We start from the raw sequence: 23,616 nt of genomic DNA on the forward strand, positions 1-23,616 counted from the left end.
TTAGTGTGGTTGGCGAACCTACACTTATTATATCATTGGAGGTTTTTTCTGTAAGCTAAAGCGGCTGTGGACGCACCTGCATAGCAGGTGGTTTATTAAAAGACTGCTATACAAAAAAATGCTTTCTTCAAAGTTTCACTTCAAAGAAAGCACAACTAACCGGCAGCTATATTTTAAGCAAATCCAAAGTATCTGAGAAGTCCCAGATAAATTCCGTAAGCGAATCCATACTGGTCATTACGCAGTTTTTCCGCATCCGAATAATTGCTTAAATATCCCAGTTCCACTAAGTTGGCGGGCATATCCGCATTCCTCAGCACATACAAGGAAGGATTTTCCCGGATTCCATTATTTCTGGTCCCCACCATATCATTAATTCCGCTCATAATCTGTTCCGCCAGCCACTGAGCCTGGGTAAAATACTGATAGATGTATACTTCCGTTCCGTTAATTTCCGGATTAGGATTCAAATTACTGTGAATGCTGATAAAATAATCTGCCGGCCACTGGTTTGCCGCAGCGACTCTGGCAGCCAGACTGGTGGTGTTATTGGTTCCCAGAACCGTATCCGGCTCTGGCCTGGAGACCCTTGCCTCAAAACGCGGATCACTGTTTAAAAGGTTCTGCAGATAAAGCCCTACCTGGAAATTAATTTCTGATTCCTGTAATCCGTTGGCTTCTGCACCGCTGTTAAAAGTGCCGCTGGGATTATGACCCTGATCGATAAAAATTTTGATTGCCATCTCGCATTTCCTTTCCTGCTTCAATATTATAAATATATTCCGCAGTTTGGTAAATGCTACATATTTTTGGATTTTTTTGTATATTTTTGAACGATTATTCAGGCGCCGGATGAACGGGAGTAAAGAACCCTCTTTCCGTGTTCTCCCAGCCAGTAAGGTAAACCGGGATATTTGGCAGTTATATAATCTTCAAAACGGTCAGGATCTTCCTGATTATTGGAAAACATCTCATAATGACCAGGAACCGTAAGACCCGGACAGACCGTTCCTGACAAGTCCACAGCCTCCTGATAGGTCATGTTTCCTATGATATTGGAGCGGTAGCGTTCCCCATCTCTTCCATTAATGGGCAGAAACATCACATCCATTGCTCCAAAGCTTCTTAATCTGGCAGGCAGTCCTTCATACATACAGGTATCTCCTGAATGGTACAGCCTGCACCCCATTCCTTCCAGTACCACTCCTACGTAAGGGTGTTGTCCTGTAACCGGATCCGGATCCAGGAATTCATGGGCTGAGGCAATGCCTGTGAGCTGTATTCCATCTTTCAGATGCAGCATTTTCCTGTCTTCCAATCCCAGAAAGCGGCTCTCATCTATCTTCAGATCTTTGCTCAGGGAAGGAATCAGCTTCTCAGGAACAAGAAAAACTGCTTCCGGCGAGCTGACAGAAAGCTGATGCCAGACGTTTCTGTCTATATGATCGGAATGATCATGGGTTCCTATTATATAATCTGCATTGGTGATTTCAGCGGGATCCAATAGCGGCGGAATCCTTCTTCTGGGATGATCAGCCAGAAATGCATCGATATAGAATGTAACTGCACCCAGCTTAACTGCATACCCAAGCTGCCCAAGCCACCAAAACGCTGCTTCTCCCTGCCCTGGTACTGTGTCACTGATTTCTGTCATTAAGTCTTTCCCGCTTTTCGCGGTTTCCATGTACTTCTGCTTCATACTTATCCGCCTTTCCGCTTCCTGTTATAACCTACAGGTTGTATCATATCATAGATTATTCCGGATGTAATCCTGAAAATGAAACAGATAAATGCCGGGCTGGATGAAACAGCCCGGCACTGCTATGTGCATGCTGGAGGCAAATACCCGATCTTTGATATAAAACCATATTTGTCAGCATATTTCTAAGACTCAATATAATTATAGTTCTGAAATACCTTTTCTCATTTTATCCTATGAGCCATGATAGTCCCTGGTGATGGAAAACGCAGTATTTCTTACTCTTTTTATCACTTTTCTTATCATGGACTGTAGACTTGACGACAATATAAACAGAATAATAAAAGGAGACGATATATGATAACCTATCAAAATCTTTACGATAATCGTAATATGTTAAAAATTAATGAACGCGGCTGTGTAAAAGTGTTCGAGCATCAAAAAGACTTAAGTGTGAATTATGGATCTGCCATAACTTCTTATTATGCATCTGAGATGAATGTCCGCAAACGCCAGGTATTAATTGAGCTTAACGGCAATTCATTTACAGTCCAGGCAGGAGCCATGCAGTGGACTTCCGGTTCCGTATCCATGACTTCAGGAATCAAAGGTGTAGGCGATTTTCTCGGTAAGGCACTGGCTTCTAAGGTAACAAAAGAATCTTCCGCAAAACCGGAATTTAAAGGAAGCGGTCTTCTGATGCTGGAACCCACTTATAAACATATTCTTCTGGAAGATATTTCTGAATGGGGAAGCATGGTACTGGAAGACGGATTATTTCTGGCCTGTGATTCTTCAATCAAGCAGAATGTAGTTGCAAGAACCACTTTGACCTCCGCAGTTGCAGGAAAAGAAGGTTTGTTTAACCTTTGTCTTACAGGACAGGGAATTGCAGTGCTGGAAAGTCCTGTTCCCAGAGAAGAGCTGATCGAGTTCGATTTAAAGGATGATGAGGTTAAGATTGACGGAAATATGGCAATCGCCTGGTCCAACTCATTAAAATTTACAGTAGAACGGTCCTCCAAATCTCTGATCGGTTCCGCAGTTTCAGGAGAAGGCCTGGTGAATGTATACCGGGGATCCGGTAAGATTCTCATGGCACCAGTAGAATAACCATCTGTTTAAGAACCGGGCATACCCATGAATATGGCATGCCCGGTTTTTTTATCTAAATTTATTCAAAATTATTTACGGAAATAATGTCTCACTATTTCTTAATAATTCTTAAATCAGCCCACTAAGACTTGTTATTGTACCTATAAGTGCTATAATTCACATGATTAAATCAATCAAGGAGGCATCTGTCCATGAGCTCTTTACAGCAGATATTAGTGGTAGATGATGACGCAGATATCCGGGAAGTAATCCGCATTCAGCTGGAGAACAAAGGGTATCCCGTTTTGGAGGCCGCTAACGGAAATGATGCGGTGAACATCGTAAGACAAAATCCTGACATCGACCTGATTATTCTGGACATCATGATGCCAGGCATATCCGGGATTGAGGCCTGTGCACAAATCAGAACGTTCCATTCTGCTCCTATATTATTTTTAACTGCCAAATCAAAAGTTTCGGACAAAAATGAGGCTTACGTAAACGGAGGGGACGATTATCTGGTGAAGCCATTTTCCCAGGCAGAGCTTTTTATGAAAATTCAGTCCCTTTTAAGAAGGTATGTCGTCTATAAGGGAAAATCAGAGTCCGGTGTTAATCTTTCGGAGGTCCATGTCCAGGATGTCGTGATTGATACCGTAAACCACTGGGTATACCGGGAGAACCAGAAAATAGAACTGACCGATACAGAATACCAGATATTAATGTATCTGGTCAAAAATAAAGGGAATGCAAAGGATGCCCAGGCTATTTACGAAGGCGTCTGGGAAGAAAAATTTCTTCCCACCTCCACCAATACAATTATGGTTCATATTTTAAAGCTGAGAAAGAAACTGGAACTGGATTTTAACAATCCTTTGATCATCCGCACTGTCTGGGGAAAGGGATATCAGATTGATGAAGGGTAAAAGATTTTCTTCCCTGCGTTATAAGCAGATACTTGTACTTCTGTTTGGAGCATTCGTAAGTTTTGCCATGTATCTGATTGTGGGAACACTGGGAGAATACCTGGTCTCCACAAAGCATATGGCCGATGATTCGGTTATAAAGCGTTTAAACAAATACCAGGATTCCTTTGAAGATTATATCGCACAAAATAATATTTCAGTAAAGAATGTCAGGGCTATCTCCCGATGGGTCAAGGGACATAAATATATATATCTCACCATTTATGACGGAGAGGAAATTCTTTACGAATCCGGATTCTGGAATGATTCCTACTCTTCCTATGAGACTGCGGCTACCCTTGTGGAAAACTGCACCCAGCAGGAAAGGGATGTTACATTCTCAGATGGAACGTACTCTGTATCTATCATTGATTCTTCTCAGATCAAATGGCTGGATGTGGTACTTTATTGTTCCTGGATTGTGTTTTTTATTATATTTTTTATTATTATTATTCTTTATAACCGCAGAATCATTGACCGGATCGCCCTGCTGTCAAAAGAAGTGTCTTTAATAGAACAGGGAAACTTAGAACAGCCCATTTATCACAAGGGAAATGATGAGATCTCACTTCTGGCCAGAAATGCTGATAATATGCGTCATTCTATTATCACCCGGTATAAAAGCGAAAAGGAAGCATGGGAGGCAAACAGCGAGCTGATCACCTCTATGTCCCATGATATCCGCACACCTCTGACTTCTTTAATCGGATATCTGGAAATTCTTGAATCCAAAGATTATCGCTCTGAGGAACAGCTTGCAAAATACATTAAAAGCTGTAAGGAAAAATCCATTCAGCTTAAGGATCTTTCAGACAAACTGTTCCAGTACTTTCTTGTATTTGGCAAAGAAAATATCCTGATGGAACCGGAGATCTTTGATGCAAGAATCCTGCTCCAGCAGCTTTTAAGCGAGCATGTATTTCATTTAAACAGCCTTGGCTTTGAGGTTCAGACAGAGTTCATGGATGAACCTTGCAGCATAATCATCGATATCCAGTATTTAAACCGCCTGTTTGACAACCTGTTTTCCAATGTCAGAAAATATGCCGGTCACGGCACGCCGGTTATTGTAAGGGGAAGCAGGGAAAAAAACAATTTAATCATCAGCATTACCAATGAAATACGCACCGATCTGGTTTTTCAGGAAAGCACCAATATAGGGCTTAAAACCTGCAGGAAAATTGCCCAGCAGATGGACGGGAGTTTTGAGATTCTCACGGCAGAAACTCGCTTCACCGCCCGTGCCACATTTCCTATTATACCAGCAGGAAAGGAATCGCAGACATGAATAATGTATTAGAATATCTGGAAAACTCCGCTAAAAAATTCCCTCATAAGACAGCGCTTACGGATCCGTCCTCCAGCTGTACCTACAAGGAGCTGTACGACCGTGCCAGAATCATCGGCAGTTTTTTGTCCACACTTACTGAACCAGGAAAACCGGTAGTCGTTTATATGGACAAATGTGTGGAAGCTCTGACTTCTTTTATGGGAATCGTCTATGCGGGATGTTTTTACACATTTATAAACCCGGGTCAGCCCGCTGCCCGCATCAGTCAGATTCTGGAAGTTTTACAGCCTGAATTTATCATCTGTCTTGGAGACGGAGACCAGAAGCTTAGGGGACTTTCCTTTCACGGGACCATTTTTGACTATAACAGGATTTTTTTTGAACTTCGTTCTGGGATTCTTGATGCCACTCGGGCTGAGTCTGCAGACACCCAGCCTTTATATTGTAATTTTACTTCCGGATCCACCGGGGTTCCTAAAGGTGTTCTTGTAAGCCACAGATCTGTCATTGATTTTATGGAATACTTCCCTGATATGTTTCACATCACTCATGAGGATGTAATTGGCAACCAGGCTCCTCTGGATTTTGATGTATCCGTTAAGGATATCTACTCCGCCTTTAAAACCGGCGCTTCCATCGTTCTTATTCCAAAAAAATATTTTTCTATTCCAACCATGCTGTTAGACTGTCTGTGCAGCCATCAGGTGACGACACTGATCTGGGCTGTTTCAGCGCTGTGTATGGTCTCCCAGCTGAAAGGCTTTACCTACAAAGTGCCTGAACGTGTTAATAAGGTTTTATTCAGCGGTGAAGCCATGCCTGCAAGCCATCTGGCTGTCTGGCAGCAATACCTTCCCCATGCGCAGTTTGTAAATCTTTACGGTCCCACCGAAATCACCTGTAACTGCACGTATTATCCGGTTTTAAAGGTATTTGGGCCGGAAGAAAAAATCCCCATTGGAATCCCATTTCCCAACGAGCGTGTATTTCTCCTTGGACCGGATGACAAGCTCATCACAGAGGAAGGGAAAACAGGAGAAATCTGCGTGGCAGGAACTGCACTGGCCCTGGGATATTATAACAATCTCAGGCAGACGCAAAAAGCGTTTGTTCAGAATCCTTTAAATACCCGCTATCCGGAAACCATCTACCGGACCGGTGACCTTGCATTTTACAACAGCCTTGGAGAACTATGTTTCTCCGGCCGAAAGGACTTTCAGATTAAGCATATGGGACACCGGATTGAACTGGAGGAGATTGAGCTTTTATTAAACAGCTATCCGGAGATCAGCCGGGCCTGCTGCGCATTTGATACCAGAAAGAACCGCCTTGCTGCATTTTACATCGGGGAGCTGGATAAAAAGGAGCTGCTTAAGCGCATGCGTGAGACGCTTCCGTCCTATATGATACCAAATTTGTGTATTCCTGTACTCCACATCCCCGTTACTGCAAACGGTAAGATGGACAGAAAAAAATTATTGGAGATGTGTCTATGAAAACTGCTTTCGAAACTTACAAAACACCATTTTATCTTTTTAATACTGATATTCTCACCAGCCGGATCAGTGACATACGGGCTGCACTTCCCACAAATACCCAGTTGTGCTTTGCTATGAAAGCCAATCCGTTTTTAGTCAAGGATATGGAGAATCATGTGGATTATTTTGAGGTATGCTCTCCAGGAGAATTTCATATCTGCGAAAGAGCCGGGATTGATAAAAAACAGATTGTAATGTCAGGCGTATATAAGAATCAGAAGGATATGGAGTACGCCATTATGAGATATGCAGACAGTATTATTTTTACCGTGGAATCCTATCAGCACTGGCAGATTCTTTCCTCCTGTGCAGAGCAGGAGAAAAAAAACATCCGGGTGCTTTTGCGCCTTACCAGCGGAAATCAGTTTGGAATGGATGAAAAATCCATTCGCCGGATCATTTCAGAGGCCCCTTATCAATATGTGGAAATCTTAGGTCTCCAGTATTTTTCCGGCACGCAAAAGAAGTTCGGCGCAAAGCTTAAGAATGAATTAATGATGCTTGATCAGCTTTGTACGGATTTACAGAATCAATACCATTTTACTGTAAAAAAGCTGGAATATGGCCCCGGTCTTCCTGTGTGCTATTTTGAAGGGGAAACAAATGAGGAAGAGACTATGCTTCTTGCCCTGGCGTCTGCCCTTTGCAGCCTGAATTTCAAAGGACAGGTGACACTGGAGATGGGCCGCTTTATCGCCGCCTCCTGCGGACTTTATGCAACCAGCGTCGTGGACTTAAAAACCAACAATGACCAGTCCTACTGCATTGTAGACGGTGGAATCCACCAGCTGAACTATTATGGCCAGATGCTGGCTATGAAAAAGCCCTTTATCACTCATTACGGCAAAAAAGAGGGGGGGCTTAAGGAATGGACTGTCTGCGGCTCTCTTTGCACCGCCAGCGACGTTCTGGTAAGGCAATATCCGCTTAAGGGTCTGGAACAGGGAGATCTGCTTGTCTTTCAGAAAACAGGAGCTTACTCTGCTACAGAAGGAATGGCGATGTTTTTAAGCCGTGACCTTCCACTGGTACTTCTTTATTCAGAAAAAGAAAAGTTTCGGGTTGCAAGACCCACTCTCGCAGCAGACCGGTTTAACTATTTATACTCAGAAAGGGGATAAAAATGAAAGAATTATTAGAGATTTTAAACGACATTAACCCGGGGATTGATTATGAGACGGAGACAGGACTGATTGATGAAGCACTCCTTGACTCCTTTTCCATTCTCTCACTGATACCCGAGCTGGAAGATGCATTTGGCATTACCATTACTCCGGCAGACATGGTTCCGGTCAACTTTAATTCAGCAAATGCAATGTGGAGCATGATTAATCGTCTGAAAGAGGAATAAGCCATGACCTATACTTCTATCCTTTACCTTTTCATCTTTCTTCCCGGTGTCATACTTGTCTACCAGCTGGCACCGGCACGCAACAGGTATTTAGTTTTACTGGGAGCCAGCTGGCTTTTTTTTCTCTCCTTAAGCAGTACACTTATTGTGTACCTTCTGATATCCACCCTGTCCGTCCACCATATCGGACTGTGGCTCTCCTCCTGTAAGAAGGAACTGGATTTAACCGGCAGATCCCCGGAAGAGAAAAAGGCATTAAAAGCAGCCTGCGCCGGAAAAAGGCGGAGAATCCTCTGGTTTGGTATTGGAATCCAGCTTGGCATGCTGGTTGTTCTCAAATATTCCGGATTTTTCAGCGATAACATGAATCATTTACTAAAGGCAGTCTCCTATCCAACACTTCTGCCTGTTATGAAATTTGCCCTCCCCATCGGGATTTCTTTTTATACGCTGCAGGCAGTCTCCTATCTGGCAGATGTTTATTATGAAAAAATTCCCGCCGATGACCATCTGGGCAGGCTGGCTCTTTATTTGTCCTTCTTTCCAATTTTGATGGAGGGCCCCATATGCCGCTACTCCCAGACAGCCAAGGATCTTACAGAAGGGAAACCTCTGGACTATAAAAATGTAACCTATGGGTTTCAGAGAATCCTGTGGGGACTTTTTAAAAAACTTGTTATTGCAGACCGGCTGAATCTGCTTGTTGAAACCATTTTTGGATCATATAAACAATACAGCGGCATTGTCGTAATAACAGGAGCCATCCTTTATACATTCCAGCTTTACGCTGATTTCTCCGGCTGCATCGATATGACCATCGGTACCGGTGAAATCTTTGGAATATCCATTCCGGAAAACTTCCGTCAGCCATTCTTCTCCAAAAGCGCTTCGGAATTCTGGAGACGCTGGCATATTACCCTTGGCACATGGCTGAAGGACTACATCTTTTATCCTATTTCCTTAACTGCACCGGTAAAGAAATTCGGAAAAAAATCCAGGGCGAAGCTTGGAAAGCACTTCGGTCAGGTGGCAGCCTCTGCTCCTGCACTTTTTGGAGTGTGGATCTGTAATGGCTTCTGGCATGGCACCGGCTGGCATTATCTCTTTTTCGGAATGTATTACTTTGTCCTGATTCTTCTGGAAAATCTCACAGAGCCCTATGTGATAAAGGCTGCCACAGCATTAAAGATCAACCGTAGCGGTCTGTTATATCAGAGCTTCCAGTCCGTAAAGCTTCTCATCATTGTCTTTACAGGAGAACTGTTTTTCCGGGCGGAAAATTTAAGGGCAGGTATTTTCATGTTCCGGTCCATCTTTACTGATTTTCATCTTTCTTCACTGACCGACGGATCTCTTTTGAAGCTGGGACTGAATTTACCTGATTATGCAGCCGTATTATTGGGCTTTCTGGCAGTTCTTTGTGTTGGTGTGATTCACGAACGGGGAATTTCCATTAGAAATCATATATCAGCCTGCCGGCTGCCGCTTCGTTGGAGTCTTTACTATGGAGCAATTCTGCTCGTAATCGTCCTCGGTGCATACGGCGACGGATATTTACCGGCAAAGCTGATTTATGCCGGATTTTAAGAGGTGACTGAATGCAGGAAGGAAAAAAAATAAAAACAATATCATTTATCATTGGACTCATCACCCTTTTATACATCATGTCCTTATTGTTTATGCCGGTAAATACCGGAGCAGGAGGACTTTATAAAAAGGCCGGCGGAATATCAAAAGAACCGTTAAATACCATAGATTATCTGGCCATCGGAGACAGCGAATGCAGCACCAGCATCTCACCTATGGAAATCTGGAATTCCTATGGATACGCAGGATACAACTGCGGCGTGCCAGGTCAGAGGCTCCAGGATACCTACTATCTGCTAAAGCGGATATTAAATAAGCAGTCTCCTAAAGTGGTGCTTTTGGAAACCAACGCCACTTTCCGGGATTTTAAATACATCAATGCTCTGGAAACAAAAATTGATGAGAAAACAAAGAAGCTGTTTCCAATCTATCAATACCACAATAACTGGAAATATTTTCATTTTTATATGCTGAAAAATTTCAGTGCAAAAGCGATCAAAAAGCCCTCCTCTGTATATAAGGGATATCAGCGCAATACCATTACAAGACCTTATACCGGCGGACCCTATACGGCAGAAACCGACAAGGTCCATCAGATCGGGGATCAGCCCGTTTTCTACTTAAAAAAAATCATGGACTTATGCAATAAGAAAGGGATCAGGCTGATCTTATACAGTTCTCCTTCTCCCAAATGCTGGTCTTATGCCAAACACAATGCAATGAAACAGTTCGCAGATAAAAATGGCCTTGATTATGTGGATCTTAATCTTTCTTTAGACCGTTTATCCATTGACTGGAATCAGGATTCCAGAGACAGCGGAGATCATATTAACTATTACGGAGCAAAAAAAGTATCTGCTTATCTTGGAAATTATTTATCCGGCCAAAACCTGCTTACCGACCACCGGCAGGATTCCTCTTATACCACATGGAACCAGGAACTGAAGCGGTATCTGGCAGATAACAGCAATAACCATGAGTAAGAGCATGCCCTGCAGTTTAAGTCTGCAGGGTATGCTTTTTCTTGTTTTATTCTTCCTGCCTGTAGTAAGAAAGAAAATGTGTCAGACGCTCACAGGCAGATTTCAGCTGATCCATCTCCGGCAGGTAGACAACGCGGAAATGATCCGGTTTTTCCCAATGGAAGCCGCCCCCATGTGTCAGCAGGATCTTCTGGTCCTTCAAAAAGTCCAGCACAAACCGTTCGTCATCCCGGATTCCGAACCGTTTCGTATCAATTTTAGGAAATACATAAAATGCAGCTTTCGGCTTCGTTGCAGATATACCCGGAATCTGATTAAGTGCCTGATAAATATATTCCCTCTGTTCATAGATCCGGCCGCCCGGAACCAGAAGCTTCTTCGTCTCCTCTTCCATCTTAAGAGCCGTTCCGATTACAGACTGGGCCGGAACGTTAGAGCACAGTCTCATGGATGACAGCAGATTAATGCCTTCCACATATCCCCTTGCAAAAGATTTGTCTCCGCAAAGGCTCATCCAGCCGCAGCGGTATCCAGCAATTAAATGGGATTTTGACAGTCCGTTAAATGTAATGGTCAACAGATCAGGCGCCAGTGAGGCAATGGAGGTATGGGTCAGTCCGTCAAGCACCAGTCTGTCATAGATTTCATCTGCAAAAATAATCAGGCCATTTTCACGGCACACCTTCACAATTTCCTCTAAAAGTTCTTTGGAATAAAGTGTGCCGGTAGGATTATTGGGATTAATCACCACAATTCCCTTGGTCCGGTCTGTAATCTTGCTTTTAATATCATTGATGTCCGGATACCAGTCTGCAGATTCATCACAGATGTAATGAACTGCCCTGCCTCCTGCCAGCGTTACAGAAGCGGTCCATAAAGGATAATCGGGAGAAGGAACCAGGATCTCATCTCCGGAATCCAAAAGCCCCTGCATGGACATGGTTATTAGTTCACTGACTCCATTTCCTGTATATACGTCATCAATTCCCACTTCATGAATTCCTTTTTTCCGGCAATACGTTACAATCGCTTCTCTTGCGGAAAACAGTCCTTTCGAGTCAGAGTAGCCTTCCGTATTGATCAGATTATCATTCATCTTTTTTAAAAGCTCTTCCGGCGCCCGAAATCCAAAGGGAGCGGGATTTCCGATATTCAGCTTTAAAATCTCAATCCCCTGTGCGGACATTCGGTTCGCCTCATCCATCACCGGTCCTCTGATGTCATAGCATACATAATCTAACTTCTTCGATTTTTCAAATTTTCTCATAGTACTTTTCCTCTTTCCTTAATTTAGCATAAAAAAAGGCCCTAAGCGTTAATACGCTTAGGGCGAATATACAATCCGTGTTACCACCTAAATTCAGAGTAATCTCTGCACTCCATACAGTACTGACATACCGCGTCCCTGTAACGTGGGAATCCGTTGAAGCCTACTTGGGAAACTTCCCTTTGGGTTCAAAGCTCCGAGACTGCTTCCATATACTTCAATAAAGGTTCACACCAGCCACCTTCTCTCTGAAATTCTCCATATATGTACTATTCCTCTTCATTGCCTTTTCACTATTTTCGAAATAATAACACAACAAAATGGAATTGTCAATAGGATTTCTCATCCCGCAGTATCTTTTTTGCAGAATCCAATGCATTCATCAATCCAGGCTATGATATTCTCCTGCCGCATAATTGCACCGCGAAGCACAAGAAAATCCCCGAATCTGTCCGAATCATGGGGGGGCACCTGGGGATACTGTTCAAATCTCTTTTTTAATGTATTCAGCCGGCTGTAATGCTGCAGCCTCTGATTCTCCAAAAGATGAATTCTTGTTTCCACATCAAGATTACCTGAAAAATACATCCGTAGACGGAATATATCTTTGGGCGTCTTTTGTATCTTCTCATCCTTATGAAGCCATTTTATAAAATCTCTATATCCATCCTCAGTAATGGTATAACGTTTTGCTTCCAGAATCTCTCCGCTGATTTCAATGTCGTAATTAACCAGTCCCTCTTCATTTAACTTTTTCAGTTCCGGATAGATCTGGCTATGGTTGGCATACCAGAATTCTGCCAATTCATAATTAAATTCCTTGGCAATTTCATAACCGGTCATAGGGTGGCGGCATAATAGCCCTAATATGGCATATTTCAAACTTCTCATTTCATTTTCCCCATTTTTTTTAAATTTCTAGTTATAACTATAGCAAATATGGAAAATATGTCAATATAACAGTATGAAACAAAAAAGTAAATTTATACATGTTTATATTGACATGTTTTGCCGATCATGGTATAAACATTGTTATAATAATCACAATAGGAGGGGTAGCATGAACTACAACAAAAAAAGGTGGCTGATCTTAATCGCCAGCTGCTTCATTAACCTGTGCATCGGTTCTTTGTATGCATGGAGCGTTCTTTCCGTACCAATGGCTGAACATTTAAGTCAGATAACAGGAATTACACTGACAGCCAGAGATTTATCCATTATATTTGTAATTGCCAACGCAGTCGGTCCCATTACCATGATCACCGGAGGTACCATTAACGATACTCTGGGACCAAAATTAGTGGTCTTAATTGGAGGAATCATGTTCGGCGGCGGTATGTTCCTGTCCGGTTATGCCACTAGCGTAAACTTTTTAATCGTAACTTACAGCCTTTTACTGGGATTAGGTCTTGGAATGGTATATGGTTCAACAATCAGCACATCCATCAAGTTCTTCCCTGACAAGAGAGGTCTTGTAGGTGGACTTACCACAGCAACCTTTGGAATCAGTTCCGTCATTATTCCACCCATCGCAGCCATGATTATATCAACAACCGGAGTTACTTCTGCATTTAAAATAATCGGTGCTGTCTTTACAATTATTATCTGTCTCAGTGCGATATTTATGGAGAAATGCCCAGCCAATTTCGTTCCTGAAGGTTATACGCCGCCTTCAACCGGTAAACAGGCAGCCATTAATAAAAACTGGAAAGAGATGTTGCAGACTCCTGTTTTCTACATCATGATTGTACTGCTCACCTGCGGAGCTTTCGCTGCCCTGATGTTTATTCCAATGGCTTCCCCTCTGGCTCAGAACATCGTGGGAATGTCTGTGGTTTCAGCAACCGCTGCTGTTTCTACTCTGGCCTTATTTAATGTACTGGGAAGAATCCTTGCAGGTTCTGTCTCCGACAAAATCGGTCGTATCAACACCCTGGCTCTTGCATGTATGATGTCTGTAATCGGTCTGATCATGCTTTATTTCTGCAATAAGGGAGATGTGGCTTTATTCTATATTGCCATCTCAATTATTGGAATCTGCTTCGGAGCTTTCATGGGAGTATTCCCTGGCTTTACTGCCGACCAGTTCGGACCGAAAAACAACAGCGTCAATTACGGAATCATGTTTATCGGTTTTGCTCTGGCAGGTACAGTAGGACCAATCATTTTAAACAAGATCTTTGCTGCTACCGGAAGCTATAAAAATGCGTTCCTGACAGCAATAATCATCTCGCTGATTGGACTTGTCCTCACATTCATCTATACTCGTATTAAAAAGTCACAAACGAACTAAAGTGTTCTGATATAAAACGCGTCCTGACTAGGAAATTGTCCCTGGCAGGACGCATTTTTATTATCCGGTCAATGCACCTGTAATGCCTCAGCCGGAAATATAATTCCAGCCATTCTCCTGGCTTCTGTCAGAATTTCGCATACGCACAGGCTGTGGTCCAGATATCGGTAGCAGGCGTTTAGATCCCCGCTGTGAATCATATTTTCAAACTCCAGAAATTCGCGGATCATTCTATGACCGTATGAATGATTCTTCACCGTCTTTTCCGTACCCTCATTTAAGACAATACGGATTCCCTGGCAGAGATTTGCCGGACTTTCCTGAATTAAATAACCCTTGTCCCCCAAAATGGCACAGGAACAGGGTGCGCTGCAGTCTTTTGCTCCGGTCAGCGTGCACTTAAAGCTGCCGTAATCCAGCAAAAGCACCCCGGAAGTATCAATTCCCCTTTCTATATTGGGGAAATAATGAATGGATGAAGGCTTTCCGAAAAGTCCGGCAGTATAATGAATGTTGTAAATATTAATATCCATCAGTGCACCTCCGGCGCATGCAGGATCAAAGGCAGGAAGTATCTCCCCCTGCTTAAAGCGGTCATACCTTCTGGAGTATTGGGAATAGCTGCACTGAACCAGCCGGATTGTACCCAGATCAGGGAGAAATTCCTTTACGCGCCTGTAATCAGGCTGATGAATTGTGGTTACTGCTTCAAACAAAAACAGTTTTTTCTCCCTGGCTGTCCTGCTTAAAACCATGGCCTGTTCCACAGCCGGAGTAAATGGTTTTTCCACAATCACATTCTTTCCAGCCATAAGCGCCTGATATGCATAGGAATAATGAAGATGGTTGGGCAGGGCAAGATATACCGTATCAGCTTCACTCCTTAAAATGTCCTCATAATCGGTAAAAACCTGGGGAATGGAATACTCCTTTGCTAGCCTCCTCGCTTCCTTCTCACTTCTTTTTGTACTGCAAAGAGCGTACAGTTCAGTCTTCTCAAGATGATGGGCAATAGATAGAAACTCCTTTGCACTGATTCCTGTACCTGCAATTCCCAGCTTCATAGCCCGTTCTCCTCTATTCTGCTTAACTCACCTGTTACGGAATCTATCACCAGTCCGTAAACCCGGATCTCTTCCGGTACCAATGGATGACAGCGTATCAGTTCCACCGATTTCTTAATGGACTGTTCCAGATCCTCAAATCCGCCCAGCCAGGACTCAAAATCAATCCCATAATACTTAATTAAATCTATGTCTTTCTGAGTGATTCCCCGTTCCTTCATCTTTTCTATCATTTTTCCGCTGTCTGTATGCCTGGCTCCGCAATCTGTATGTCCGATCACTAAAATCTCTCTGACATCCAGCTCATAGATTCCGATTAACAGACTTCTCATAACACTTCCGAATGGGTGGGATATAACCCCTCCCGCATTTTTAATTATTTTAGCATCACCGTTTTTAAATCCAAGTGCTGCAGGGAGCAGCTCTGTCAGCCTTGTATCCATACAAGAGACGATTGCGGTTTTCTTTTGTGGATACTTATTTGCGATATACGTTTCATAACCTTTGTTCTTTACAAATTCTCTGTTAAATTCCAGTATTTCATCTAGCATATTCCGCCATTCTCCTTTTATGTATCATATATTATTAGTACGAAAAACTCTCCATATCACACCTGTTCCCGGAATAAACAGATTGGGGTCCTCCTGAATGTTCAGCCCCATATCAACGATATACATGAAACCATCGGGTCCGAACATCACATGGCTTGGTCTCTCAAGTCCGCCTCCCTTTGAAAGAGAAGCAGGAAATCCGCTTAAATTGATGGCAAAGGTACTGATCGTTCTTGCCCTCATATCAATTCTGGAGATCCGGTGACCTGCACCGGCATAGGCCTGACCGTCTCCTAACCTGGTTCGTATGGTGCTCCCATACTCTGCTACATAAACGTCTCCATATGGACCGAACTTCTGATCATAGTTAAAATCAAAGCTCATCAGCGTTGAATTGGGCTGAAAAGCGACATAAGGCCTGGGCGGAATGTTGGGTTGATTTTTTAAGATAAGCGTAGGCTGATAGCCACCTGACGGCGTAAATCTGGGGGAATCAACCGGTTCCCCTCCGGAAAAATCCGGCCAGCCATACCACAGATCAGGCGTGATATAATAAAAATCATCAGTTGCATTCTCAATCGGCCTGCTGCCCACCGGATTATATCCGTTATTTACAGCATACAACTGACCGCTGTTATTGAACTTTAAGAAAATAGGATTGCGAAATCCCCAGGCAACCTGCTCTATATTGGAACCATCTAAGTTTGCTCTTAAAATACTGCCTGATGCCTTAATATATCTCTTTCTCATTTCAAATTCGATGTTTGGAATTCCATAGGGAGAAAAAGCACCGGTAACTGCTGCATCATCCGTCACTGCTTCTGTCAGAATATTATCGGTTACATAATTCTGACCATTCAGTATGACATAATCTCCGGTATAATCACACAGCAAAGGAGAAATCGTAACCCATTCGTTGTCATTGCCTACAACACCGCTGTTGGTAACGGTGCCCTGTCCAAAATAGATCTTATAATCCGGAGAAAATGAAACCGGACCATTGTAGTGATCACCATTGCTTGGCAGACCCATAATAATGTTCTGCCTTGTACCATCCTTAAATATTCTGGTTACAAAGCCTCTGTGTGATACATACAGAACCCCATTTAAATAATTAATGCCGGAAATGGGTATCACAAAATCTTCGGCGATTAATTCCAGCTCACCGTTCACTACTTTCAGTATCTGGGGATTGCCGGTAGCCAGACCGGAATCAGCAATAAAAAGGTTCCCTTCCTCATCAAAAACAATACCTGACGGTGCATTGAGACCTTCTGAAAACACTTCGATCCCATATCCTTTTACAATGTAAATATCTGCTGGATTTAAATACCGCGGGGAAGCAGAATCGCTGTCATTGCAAGAGTGAATCCTTCTTCCATTATTTTCTCGAAACATTCACTTCACCTGATATTTTTTACTATTATATTCATAATACCAGAAAATATCAATCCTGTTTGACTGTATCCGCGTTTAATAAAGGCAGATACGCTTCATATCCCTCTGCTTTCATCTGATCTTTCGGAATAAATCTTAAAGCTGCACTGTTGATGCAGTAACGCAGACCGCCCAGTTCTTTGGGACCATCTGTAAAAACGTGCCCCAGATGAGCATCTCCCAGGCTGCTGCGAACCTCTGTGCGCTGTCTTCCAAGACTTCTGTCATCCAGTTCCCGGATCAGATCCTGTGTCAACGGTCTGGAAAAGCTCGGCCAGCCGCAGCCTGATTCAAATTTATGGCAGGATAGGAAAAGAGGCTCTCCAGTCGTCACATCAACATAGATTCCTTCCCTGAATTCATCATAGTATTCATTTTGGAAGGGAGATTCTGTTGCACTGTTCTGTGTCACCTCAAACTGGGTTTCTGTCAGGCTGTTTCGCAGTTCTTCCTGGGATTTTGTCGGAAATTTCCTGCTTTTATCCACTGCAAGCTTTGCCTTTTCGAATTTATCCCCGGATATGTGACAGTACCCTTCCGGATTCTTATTAAGGTATTTCTGATGGTATTCCTCCGCTTTGTAATAGTTGATCAGAGGAAGACGTTCAATAGCTATCTTCTCTTTATACTTCTTTTGAAGCGATTCTATCGACTGCTCAATGACAGGTTTATCTCCTTCATCTGTATAATAAATACCGGTTCTGTACTGGGAACCGGTGTCTCCGCCCTGGCGGTTTATACTAACCGGATTGATAACATCATAATAAAGTTCCAGAATATAGGGAAGTCCGATGATAGAATCCTCATATTCCACTTTAACAGTCTCCGCATGTCCTGTATTGTTATGACAGACCTCTTCATAAGTGGGATTTTCTGTTGTTCCATTGGCATACCCCACTTCTGTTGATAAAACTCCTGAAACATTTTCTAAGTATTTTTCTGTTCCCCAGAAACATCCTCCTGCTAAATATATCTCTTTTTTCATAATAATCACCTTTCTGTATTTATAGAATCAAACAGATGATACTGCTCCATCAGTTCCAGACCAGACTTTAAAATCTCTGCTGTCATTCCCCAGATGACCCATGTGTCATACCGGTAAAATAAAATATCACGGGTTCCCTTCCTCCAGGTATACTGATTGCCTCCGGGAATCCACTCATAGGGGAAATCTTTAGGCGGCTCAGTAATCAGACTGCTTTCATATGATTCGGGTGTTGTGTTCCTTAAATAATCCAGAGGCACCTTTATGATCTCCCCTACTTCATCTGTACTGAAGGTGTCCTGATAATCTTTGAGTACACCGATAAATGAATGAATAATCAGACGAAAGGGGGAGAGATAGATGTCTCCAGGTCCCAGCACCTCAATCTGACCGGCAGCAACGTTTAATTCCTCCATGGTTTCCCTTACCGCACATGCTAAAAGTGTTTCACCCTGCTCCAGCTTTCCTCCAGGAAAGCAGATCTCATCTGGCTGATGCTTTAAATTGCTGGAGCGTTTTTCAAATAACAGATACTTTGCTCCATTAACTGTGAGAATGGGAATAAAGACCGCATACCTGGTGTATTTCTCCTTCTCAATGATACCAGGCTTTCTTCGGGAAAATAACTGCTTATTCAAAACGGCCACCTCCTTTATACTATGAGAATTATAGCATCTTTTTATGCTTCTCACAATATGAGAAAGCAATACACCAAATAATCGAATAGTTTTTTTCCGACAAGCATAAAATGCAGTAATTCAATGATGATGGAGAAACCTCTATGACCTCGAAAGAAACCTATGTTCAATGTTCTCTTCAGTATAATCTCTTCTGGATCCGCATTTTAAAGGAGCACGCCATATTTATTGAGGCTACCATGCCCCCTCCAGGAAAAGAATATGCAGACCAGGCAGATACCTACAAACAGCAGTATGATCATCTCCTGGAAATAACCATTAAACTTTCAAATGGTGCCATCCCTTTAAGTGTGCTGGAATCCGGCCAGTATTATACCCAATATACAGAAGAAGCAGAACGGCTGGCGCAGCAAAACACCGGAGTAACTGTTAATTCCCAGCTGACCCGCATGACCTATGACATTAAGCCCTGCAGCACCGGATTTACAGCAACCAATAAAATGGAACAGGATGTTTTCATGCTGAATCAGAATCTTTTAAATCTGACCACTTCTTTCATTCAGTTTCAGGCAGATCTTTTAAATAAGCGTGTATCCTGCGGACTTTTTACCATGATGTTTACCGCTGATATTTTACATATTCTCCTGGAAGCCAAACGATATCTTGAAATTCTAAAACGGCTTCAGAGCAGGGATTCCGCCCTGATTACTGATTATAAATCATTCTGGACACAGAATATGGCTGATCACGCAAAGGTGATGCGTGGAGAATTTGACCCAACGGAAACAGCTTATTTCAATGCTGCCAACCAGTTTGCCAATACCTTTGATCTGCTGGGCAAAGCGGAATCCCAGCCGGAATCCTTCCCCTCCGACCGTGAAATTCTTTCTGATGCCATTGCGATCAGTGATTTTAAGTCGGATACCACCTGCGGACTTATTACCTGTAAAATCCAGGCTATTATGCTTTCCCTCTATACCGATCATCTTTTGAGAGAGGCAAATCATTTTATTTATCTTATGTATGAAGGAAGCTGACAAATTAATAAGCGTGAATAAAGCACAAAAAATGCGTCCTGGTTTCAGACGCATTTTTGTGCTTTTCTTTTAAGTAGCTGTATTGGCAGGAAAATATTTTTCCGCAATTTTTTGTGCTGTCCTGGTGGCGAGTGCCTGGGTGGTGAGGGTGGGATTGGGACCTCCCAGTCCATTGCACAGAACACTGTTATCAGCGATAAAGAGACGTTTGACCTGTAATGCCTCACAATTGGAATCTGTAACAAATCCAATCCTCATGGTACTCATAATATGAGCGCAGACATCCGGCGGCCAGTTGGCCCGGCTGACTGTTTTTGCTCCAGCCTTCTTTAAAAGCTCCGCGGCCAGACCCACCAGCTGGTCTCTCCTTTCCCTGTCAGCCTCGCTGATCTCGTAACTGATTATGGGAATGTAGCCATTCTCATCCTTGCGCTCCGGGTCCAGCGTTACTCCGTTTTTCTGGTTAACATCGTCATCAGAAAACACCACAATACTGAGAGTTCTCTGGTAATTGCGCATGAATTCTTTCAAAAGCTCTCCAGCAATGATGCCCTCCCTGTCCCATGGTTCCTCTTCAGTGGTCTGGTTCTGGAAATAATACCCCTTCTGGCTTGTTCCGTATATCATGGTTGCATAGATACCCGGGCTTGTTCCAAATGGTTCAAATGCCCCCAAACCCGGATAATCCAGTCTCGCTGCGGAGTTCTGTCCTACGTAAGGCTTTACATCCGACATTCCCAGAACTTTCATAAGATCTTCTTCAAAGATACCAGATACACAGTCAATCATATGAGTAGTCATTCCCCTGCCCACCCATTTATTTTCAGGAAGATTGGAATTTAACCACAGTCTGGGAGATTCAATGGCACCGGCCGATAAAACAATCACTTTTGCCTTTCGCTCACTGACTTCACCAGTCCAGGTATTCCTTATGGTCACACTGGCTGCGTACAGTCCTTCCTCTTTATTTTCACCGGTATTTATGGCTGTAACAAAGGAGTTTGGCATAACCTCAACATTTCCCGTTGCCAGCGCATACGGAATATAGCTTACCAGCGTAGACCGCTTTGCCACACTTCCAACATTGGGACCGATGCAGCAGCCATTTACACAATGTCCGCGTAGGGTACAGCCCACGGCCTGGTTATTCTCAAGATCAAAATCCGGATTACTCAGCATGGGATTAATGCCAAGAATACCATTGGGCTGGAGGCGGTAACCAGGCTCTGTCAGATTTGTTTCACTGATATAATGAAATCCCATCTGTTTTGCACCATAAAAAAACAAATTCTCTTTGGACGTTCCAGTTGCTTCACGCACTGGAAGCGTTCCCTCAACTTTTTCATAGTAGGGTATCATTTCTTCGTAGTCTATGGGCCAGTCACTTTCAAATGCGGATGGATAGGCGCGGGGACAGTTTGCAAAATACAACTGTGTAGTTCCTCCCACACCTGCACTTTGCCAGACAAAGCCGCCTTTCTCATTGATTCTCAGCCAGGGGCTTAGGTTCCGGTCTGCCGGTCCCCAACGGAATTTACCCGTTATGGCATCGTTCATGTCATCCTCTAAATCAGTAAAGATCCTTTTAAGCAGCCCTATATCCAGGTCATCATTACTGGAACTTTCTTCCGCTCCTGCGTTGGCATTGGGTTCTGGCCATTTACTGTTTCCATACCATGGACCAGCCTCTAAAATCAGTACTTTTAACCCCTTTTCTCCCAGTTCTTTCGCTGCAACCGCACCTCCGCCGCCTGCACCGATCACAATTACATCTGCATCAAATCCGTTATCCATACACACCTCCAGCCTGATTCCCATCCTTACTGTTTCTGTGCAAACTTATACCCTCCTGGTATCCGGTAGCCCAGGAAAGGACCCGGATACCCAATCTGCTTCCAGCTGATGGGTATATATTCCAGCACACGTAAATTCGGAGACATAAATCTGGTGGACCCATAACCAGACCATTCAGAATAATACCCCATCATTGTGAGCCGGTTTAATGCCGGAAGTACCGGGGCGATATCTCCTGGTTTCATTAAAAGACCGGCTGGTATATAAATAATACCATCGGTACTGGTGATCCGGTCTATTGTTTTTAGCCTGTCTTCCGGCGTTAATTTAAGAAAATAAACTCCTCCGGAATCGTCTGGCAAATCCCAATCTTCCCCCTTATCCATGAGGTACTGTTTTGCAGCCAGGTTTAAGATTTCTGCCGCAGCAATTGCAAATGGTGTAGGATAGCTGTCCAGGGACATAATTAAATATTCCGCCGTATAGGACTCCAATGCCCCGTAAAACTGGATCTTTCCATACTGCTTAGCCAGATTGGGGGACTGGGGTATCATTGCATCTGCATATGCCCGGAATGTATTGACTACATAATCGTAGACCACATTTTTGTCTAAAAATCCGTTGTTTAAATTCTGAATGTTTTTTTTCATTCAGCCACCTGCTTTCTTCCGAAAACGCATGTTCATAAAATACTATGAAAACCGGTGGAAAAGTATCCCAGTTACTTAGGGTATTTTATAAACGTTAAAAACGGCTTTTGCTGGTTAAATGAAATGTTAATTGTCTTACAACTTGATCCACCTAGCGGGACGAACTCCACCGCTGCAACCAAATCGCTTAAATTAGCATGGATATATATATAGCTTTTACATAAACACGCCCAAGTAAACGCAGCGACCAAGTTTCAAGCCCACTACTAATCACTCTTTATTAAGTAAATGCTTTAGGTCTTATGAATTTTTTTTGATAAAATCACGTGACAGCTTTAATATTTTTTGATATTTGTTAAAATAATATAAAAACTAAGGAGCACAAAATATCATGTGTAATTTACAATCCATAATTACAGATTACTTAATTTTCTGTGAATCACAAAAAAGGCTTAATTCCAAAACTATTAAGGCATATAAAATTGATCTTATGCAGTTTGCAAGATTTAAATCAAATAGTCTACTAGAATATACAAATCCTCATTTAATAGAAAGTTATATTTCTTCACTTCATCTATCATTTAAGCCTAAATCCGTAAAACGCAAAATTGCATGTTTAAAAGCATTTTTTCATTATTTAGAGTACAAAGACATTTTATTGACAAACCCTTTTAATAAGCTACAAATAAAATTTCGAGAACCTTTAATATTACCAAAAACTATACCATTACATATGATAGAGTCTTTTCTATCGACTATATATAAACAAAAAACACTTGTTACAACAATATATCAAAAAAAATGTATTATAAGAGATATTGCTGTCACAGAACTTTTGTTTGCTACAGGAATGAGGATTTCAGAATTGTGTTCTCTAAAACTCTGTAATATTGATTTTATAGAAAAAAATGTATTAATCTATGGAAAGGGCTCAAAAGAACGTCGCATACAAATAGGAAATGATGATGTGATGTTGGCATTAATTGAGTACCAAAATGAATTTAAAGAAGAATTAAAATATTCAAATTACTTCTTTATAAATCGCATGAAAAATCGGCTTTCTGAGCAATCGGTTCGAAATATGATTAATAAATACACTTTAGCGGCCTCCATTCCCCTACATATAACCCCACATATGTTTCGACATTCATTTGCTACATATTTACTTGAAGAAGATGTTGATATCCGTTTTATTCAAGAGATGCTTGGTCATAGTTCTATAAATGTTACTGAAATATACACTCATGTTACAATGGCTAAGCAAAAAAATATTTTGACAAAAAAGCATCCTCGAAATTCTTTGATGTTTAGATAATAAATATGCAGCCTAGGTTATAATCCGGGCTGCTTATGTCTTACTTCTGTAGAGGATAATTCAATATTATCCTCCA

22 protein-coding genes and 1 other annotated feature are annotated in these 23,616 nt (G+C 42.4%); of the genes, 11 read left to right on the plus strand and 11 right to left on the minus strand.

The genetic code is table 11. The annotated features are described in order from the left end of the window. Nucleotides 1-173: 173 nt before the first annotated feature. Together CRO04_RS24265 and CRO04_RS24270 are read right to left on the minus strand one after the other, a co-directional pair. Nucleotides 174-743, minus strand: coding sequence for an N-acetylmuramoyl-L-alanine amidase family protein (locus tag CRO04_RS24265; RefSeq protein WP_097006833.1), 570 nt, complete (start codon nt 741-743; stop codon nt 174-176). Between the two features lie 98 nt (nt 744-841). Then, complete coding sequence (locus CRO04_RS24270) at nt 842-1,699, minus strand: MBL fold metallo-hydrolase (protein ID WP_242974630.1); 858 nt, start codon at nt 1,697-1,699, stop codon at nt 842-844. Between the two features lie 357 nt (nt 1,700-2,056). On the opposite strand from CRO04_RS24270, the gene CRO04_RS24275 reads away from it, so the two are divergent. From CRO04_RS24275 to CRO04_RS24310, 8 genes are all read left to right on the plus strand, one after another. Further along, the gene (locus CRO04_RS24275) at nt 2,057-2,812 is read left to right on the plus strand and encodes an AIM24 family protein (protein ID WP_097006834.1); all 756 of its coding nucleotides are present in this window, start codon (nt 2,057-2,059) and stop codon (nt 2,810-2,812) included. A gap of 194 nt (nt 2,813-3,006) precedes the next feature. Continuing rightward, nucleotides 3,007-3,720 carry a response regulator transcription factor gene (locus tag CRO04_RS24280; protein ID WP_097006835.1) on the plus strand — a complete coding sequence of 238 codons (714 nt, stop codon included), beginning with the start codon at nt 3,007-3,009 and terminating at the stop codon, nt 3,718-3,720. Beyond that, on the plus strand, nt 3,710-5,047 hold the full coding sequence (locus CRO04_RS24285; protein ID WP_097006836.1) for a HAMP domain-containing sensor histidine kinase: 1,338 nt from the start codon (nt 3,710-3,712) through the stop codon (nt 5,045-5,047). The genes CRO04_RS24280 and CRO04_RS24285 overlap by 11 nt, the downstream gene beginning before the upstream one ends. Continuing rightward, nucleotides 5,044-6,546: an AMP-binding protein gene (locus CRO04_RS24290; protein WP_097006837.1), complete on the plus strand. Its 1,503-nt coding sequence runs from the start codon at nt 5,044-5,046 to the stop codon at nt 6,544-6,546. The genes CRO04_RS24285 and CRO04_RS24290 overlap by 4 nt, the downstream gene beginning before the upstream one ends. Further along, a complete protein-coding gene (locus CRO04_RS24295) occupies nt 6,543-7,709 on the plus strand; it encodes a diaminopimelate decarboxylase family protein (RefSeq protein WP_207654516.1) in 1,167 nt (388 codons plus the stop codon). The genes CRO04_RS24290 and CRO04_RS24295 overlap by 4 nt, the downstream gene beginning before the upstream one ends. Nucleotides 7,710-7,711: 2 nt before the next feature. Then, nucleotides 7,712-7,939, plus strand: coding sequence for a phosphopantetheine-binding protein (locus tag CRO04_RS24300; RefSeq protein WP_097006839.1), 228 nt, complete (start codon nt 7,712-7,714; stop codon nt 7,937-7,939). Nucleotides 7,940-7,942: 3 nt separating this feature from the next. Continuing rightward, complete coding sequence (locus tag CRO04_RS24305) at nt 7,943-9,526, plus strand: MBOAT family O-acyltransferase (RefSeq protein WP_097006840.1); 1,584 nt, start codon at nt 7,943-7,945, stop codon at nt 9,524-9,526. 11 nt (nt 9,527-9,537) lie between these two features. Beyond that, the gene (locus tag CRO04_RS24310; protein WP_097006841.1) at nt 9,538-10,509 is read left to right on the plus strand and encodes a hypothetical protein; all 972 of its coding nucleotides are present in this window, start codon (nt 9,538-9,540) and stop codon (nt 10,507-10,509) included. Between the two features lie 46 nt (nt 10,510-10,555). Here the strand turns inward: CRO04_RS24310 and CRO04_RS24315 are convergent, their stop codons facing one another. Then, nucleotides 10,556-11,776 carry a pyridoxal phosphate-dependent aminotransferase gene (locus tag CRO04_RS24315; protein WP_097006842.1) on the minus strand — a complete coding sequence of 407 codons (1,221 nt, stop codon included), beginning with the start codon at nt 11,774-11,776 and terminating at the stop codon, nt 10,556-10,558. A 55-nt stretch (nt 11,777-11,831) separates the two neighbouring features. Continuing rightward, nucleotides 11,832-12,068 (minus strand) — a binding site (T-box leader). 50 nt (nt 12,069-12,118) lie between these two features. After that, entirely contained in the window at nt 12,119-12,667 is a 549-nt protein-coding gene (locus tag CRO04_RS24320) for a PadR family transcriptional regulator (protein ID WP_097006843.1), read from the minus strand. A 169-nt stretch (nt 12,668-12,836) separates the two neighbouring features. Here CRO04_RS24320 and CRO04_RS24325 point away from each other — a divergent pair, with 169 nt between their 5' ends. Beyond that, nucleotides 12,837-14,069 carry an OFA family MFS transporter gene (locus CRO04_RS24325; protein ID WP_097006844.1) on the plus strand — a complete coding sequence of 411 codons (1,233 nt, stop codon included), beginning with the start codon at nt 12,837-12,839 and terminating at the stop codon, nt 14,067-14,069. 68 nt (nt 14,070-14,137) lie between these two features. Here CRO04_RS24325 and CRO04_RS24330 read toward each other — a convergent pair whose 3' ends face one another. The 5 genes from CRO04_RS24330 to CRO04_RS24350 are packed head-to-tail and all read right to left on the minus strand — an operon-like array spanning nt 14,138 to nt 18,744. Beyond that, complete coding sequence (locus CRO04_RS24330; RefSeq protein WP_097006845.1) at nt 14,138-15,133, minus strand: Gfo/Idh/MocA family protein; 996 nt, start codon at nt 15,131-15,133, stop codon at nt 14,138-14,140. After that, nucleotides 15,130-15,684: a beta-class carbonic anhydrase gene (locus CRO04_RS24335; protein WP_097006846.1), complete on the minus strand. Its 555-nt coding sequence runs from the start codon at nt 15,682-15,684 to the stop codon at nt 15,130-15,132. The genes CRO04_RS24330 and CRO04_RS24335 overlap by 4 nt, the downstream gene beginning before the upstream one ends. Nucleotides 15,685-15,708: 24 nt before the next feature. Next, nucleotides 15,709-17,082 (minus strand): PQQ-dependent sugar dehydrogenase, encoded by a 1,374-nt coding sequence (locus CRO04_RS24340; protein WP_207654517.1) that lies wholly within the window; start codon nt 17,080-17,082, stop codon nt 15,709-15,711. A gap of 49 nt (nt 17,083-17,131) precedes the next feature. After that, on the minus strand, nt 17,132-18,106 hold the full coding sequence (gene msrB, locus CRO04_RS24345) for a peptide-methionine (R)-S-oxide reductase MsrB (protein WP_097006847.1): 975 nt from the start codon (nt 18,104-18,106) through the stop codon (nt 17,132-17,134). A gap of 5 nt (nt 18,107-18,111) precedes the next feature. After that, nucleotides 18,112-18,744, minus strand: a complete 633-nt coding sequence (locus CRO04_RS24350) for an NUDIX hydrolase (RefSeq protein WP_097006848.1) — start codon at nt 18,742-18,744, stop codon at nt 18,112-18,114. Between the two features lie 143 nt (nt 18,745-18,887). Between CRO04_RS24350 and CRO04_RS24355 the strand changes: the two genes are divergently transcribed. Continuing rightward, nucleotides 18,888-19,781 carry a DUF2935 domain-containing protein gene (locus CRO04_RS24355; RefSeq protein ID WP_097006849.1) on the plus strand — a complete coding sequence of 298 codons (894 nt, stop codon included), beginning with the start codon at nt 18,888-18,890 and terminating at the stop codon, nt 19,779-19,781. Between the two features lie 69 nt (nt 19,782-19,850). Here the strand turns inward: CRO04_RS24355 and CRO04_RS24360 are convergent, their stop codons facing one another. Together CRO04_RS24360 and CRO04_RS24365 are read right to left on the minus strand one after the other, a co-directional pair. Then, a complete protein-coding gene (locus tag CRO04_RS24360; protein WP_097006854.1) occupies nt 19,851-21,575 on the minus strand; it encodes a GMC family oxidoreductase N-terminal domain-containing protein in 1,725 nt (574 codons plus the stop codon). Between the two features lie 26 nt (nt 21,576-21,601). Further along, on the minus strand, nt 21,602-22,225 hold the full coding sequence (locus CRO04_RS24365; RefSeq protein ID WP_097006850.1) for a hypothetical protein: 624 nt from the start codon (nt 22,223-22,225) through the stop codon (nt 21,602-21,604). A gap of 391 nt (nt 22,226-22,616) precedes the next feature. Between CRO04_RS24365 and CRO04_RS24370 the strand changes: the two genes are divergently transcribed. Continuing rightward, the gene (locus CRO04_RS24370) at nt 22,617-23,540 is read left to right on the plus strand and encodes a tyrosine-type recombinase/integrase (protein ID WP_097006851.1); all 924 of its coding nucleotides are present in this window, start codon (nt 22,617-22,619) and stop codon (nt 23,538-23,540) included. Nucleotides 23,541-23,616: the final 76 nt, after the last annotated feature.

Origin of the sequence: Lacrimispora amygdalina (assembly GCF_900205965.1) — a bacterium.
GTDB classification, from domain to species: domain Bacteria; phylum Bacillota; class Clostridia; order Lachnospirales; family Lachnospiraceae; genus Lacrimispora; species Lacrimispora amygdalina_A.

Excerpts from the sequence above, each read along its gene's own strand:
- CRO04_RS24265 (WP_097006833.1), bottom strand. The coding sequence starts at position 743 with ATGGCAATCAAAATTTTTATCGATCAGGGTCATAATCCCAGCGGCACT.
- CRO04_RS24270 (WP_242974630.1), bottom strand. The coding sequence starts at position 1,699 with ATGAAGCAGAAGTACATGGAAACCGCGAAAAGCGGGAAAGACTTAATG.
- CRO04_RS24275 (WP_097006834.1), top strand. The coding sequence starts at position 2,057 with ATGATAACCTATCAAAATCTTTACGATAATCGTAATATGTTAAAAATT.
- CRO04_RS24280 (WP_097006835.1), top strand. The coding sequence starts at position 3,007 with ATGAGCTCTTTACAGCAGATATTAGTGGTAGATGATGACGCAGATATC.
- CRO04_RS24285 (WP_097006836.1), top strand. The coding sequence starts at position 3,710 with ATGAAGGGTAAAAGATTTTCTTCCCTGCGTTATAAGCAGATACTTGTA.
- CRO04_RS24290 (WP_097006837.1), top strand. The coding sequence starts at position 5,044 with ATGAATAATGTATTAGAATATCTGGAAAACTCCGCTAAAAAATTCCCT.
- CRO04_RS24295 (WP_207654516.1), top strand. The coding sequence starts at position 6,543 with ATGAAAACTGCTTTCGAAACTTACAAAACACCATTTTATCTTTTTAAT.
- CRO04_RS24300 (WP_097006839.1), top strand. The coding sequence starts at position 7,712 with ATGAAAGAATTATTAGAGATTTTAAACGACATTAACCCGGGGATTGAT.
- CRO04_RS24305 (WP_097006840.1), top strand. The coding sequence starts at position 7,943 with ATGACCTATACTTCTATCCTTTACCTTTTCATCTTTCTTCCCGGTGTC.
- CRO04_RS24310 (WP_097006841.1), top strand. The coding sequence starts at position 9,538 with ATGCAGGAAGGAAAAAAAATAAAAACAATATCATTTATCATTGGACTC.
- CRO04_RS24315 (WP_097006842.1), bottom strand. The coding sequence starts at position 11,776 with ATGAGAAAATTTGAAAAATCGAAGAAGTTAGATTATGTATGCTATGAC.
- CRO04_RS24320 (WP_097006843.1), bottom strand. The coding sequence starts at position 12,667 with ATGAGAAGTTTGAAATATGCCATATTAGGGCTATTATGCCGCCACCCT.
- CRO04_RS24325 (WP_097006844.1), top strand. The coding sequence starts at position 12,837 with ATGAACTACAACAAAAAAAGGTGGCTGATCTTAATCGCCAGCTGCTTC.
- CRO04_RS24330 (WP_097006845.1), bottom strand. The coding sequence starts at position 15,133 with ATGAAGCTGGGAATTGCAGGTACAGGAATCAGTGCAAAGGAGTTTCTA.
- CRO04_RS24335 (WP_097006846.1), bottom strand. The coding sequence starts at position 15,684 with ATGCTAGATGAAATACTGGAATTTAACAGAGAATTTGTAAAGAACAAA.
- CRO04_RS24340 (WP_207654517.1), bottom strand. The coding sequence starts at position 17,082 with ATGTTTCGAGAAAATAATGGAAGAAGGATTCACTCTTGCAATGACAGC.
- msrB (WP_097006847.1), bottom strand. The coding sequence starts at position 18,106 with ATGAAAAAAGAGATATATTTAGCAGGAGGATGTTTCTGGGGAACAGAA.
- CRO04_RS24355 (WP_097006849.1), top strand. The coding sequence starts at position 18,888 with ATGACCTCGAAAGAAACCTATGTTCAATGTTCTCTTCAGTATAATCTC.
- CRO04_RS24360 (WP_097006854.1), bottom strand. The coding sequence starts at position 21,575 with ATGGATAACGGATTTGATGCAGATGTAATTGTGATCGGTGCAGGCGGC.
- CRO04_RS24365 (WP_097006850.1), bottom strand. The coding sequence starts at position 22,225 with ATGAAAAAAAACATTCAGAATTTAAACAACGGATTTTTAGACAAAAAT.
- CRO04_RS24370 (WP_097006851.1), top strand. The coding sequence starts at position 22,617 with ATGTGTAATTTACAATCCATAATTACAGATTACTTAATTTTCTGTGAA.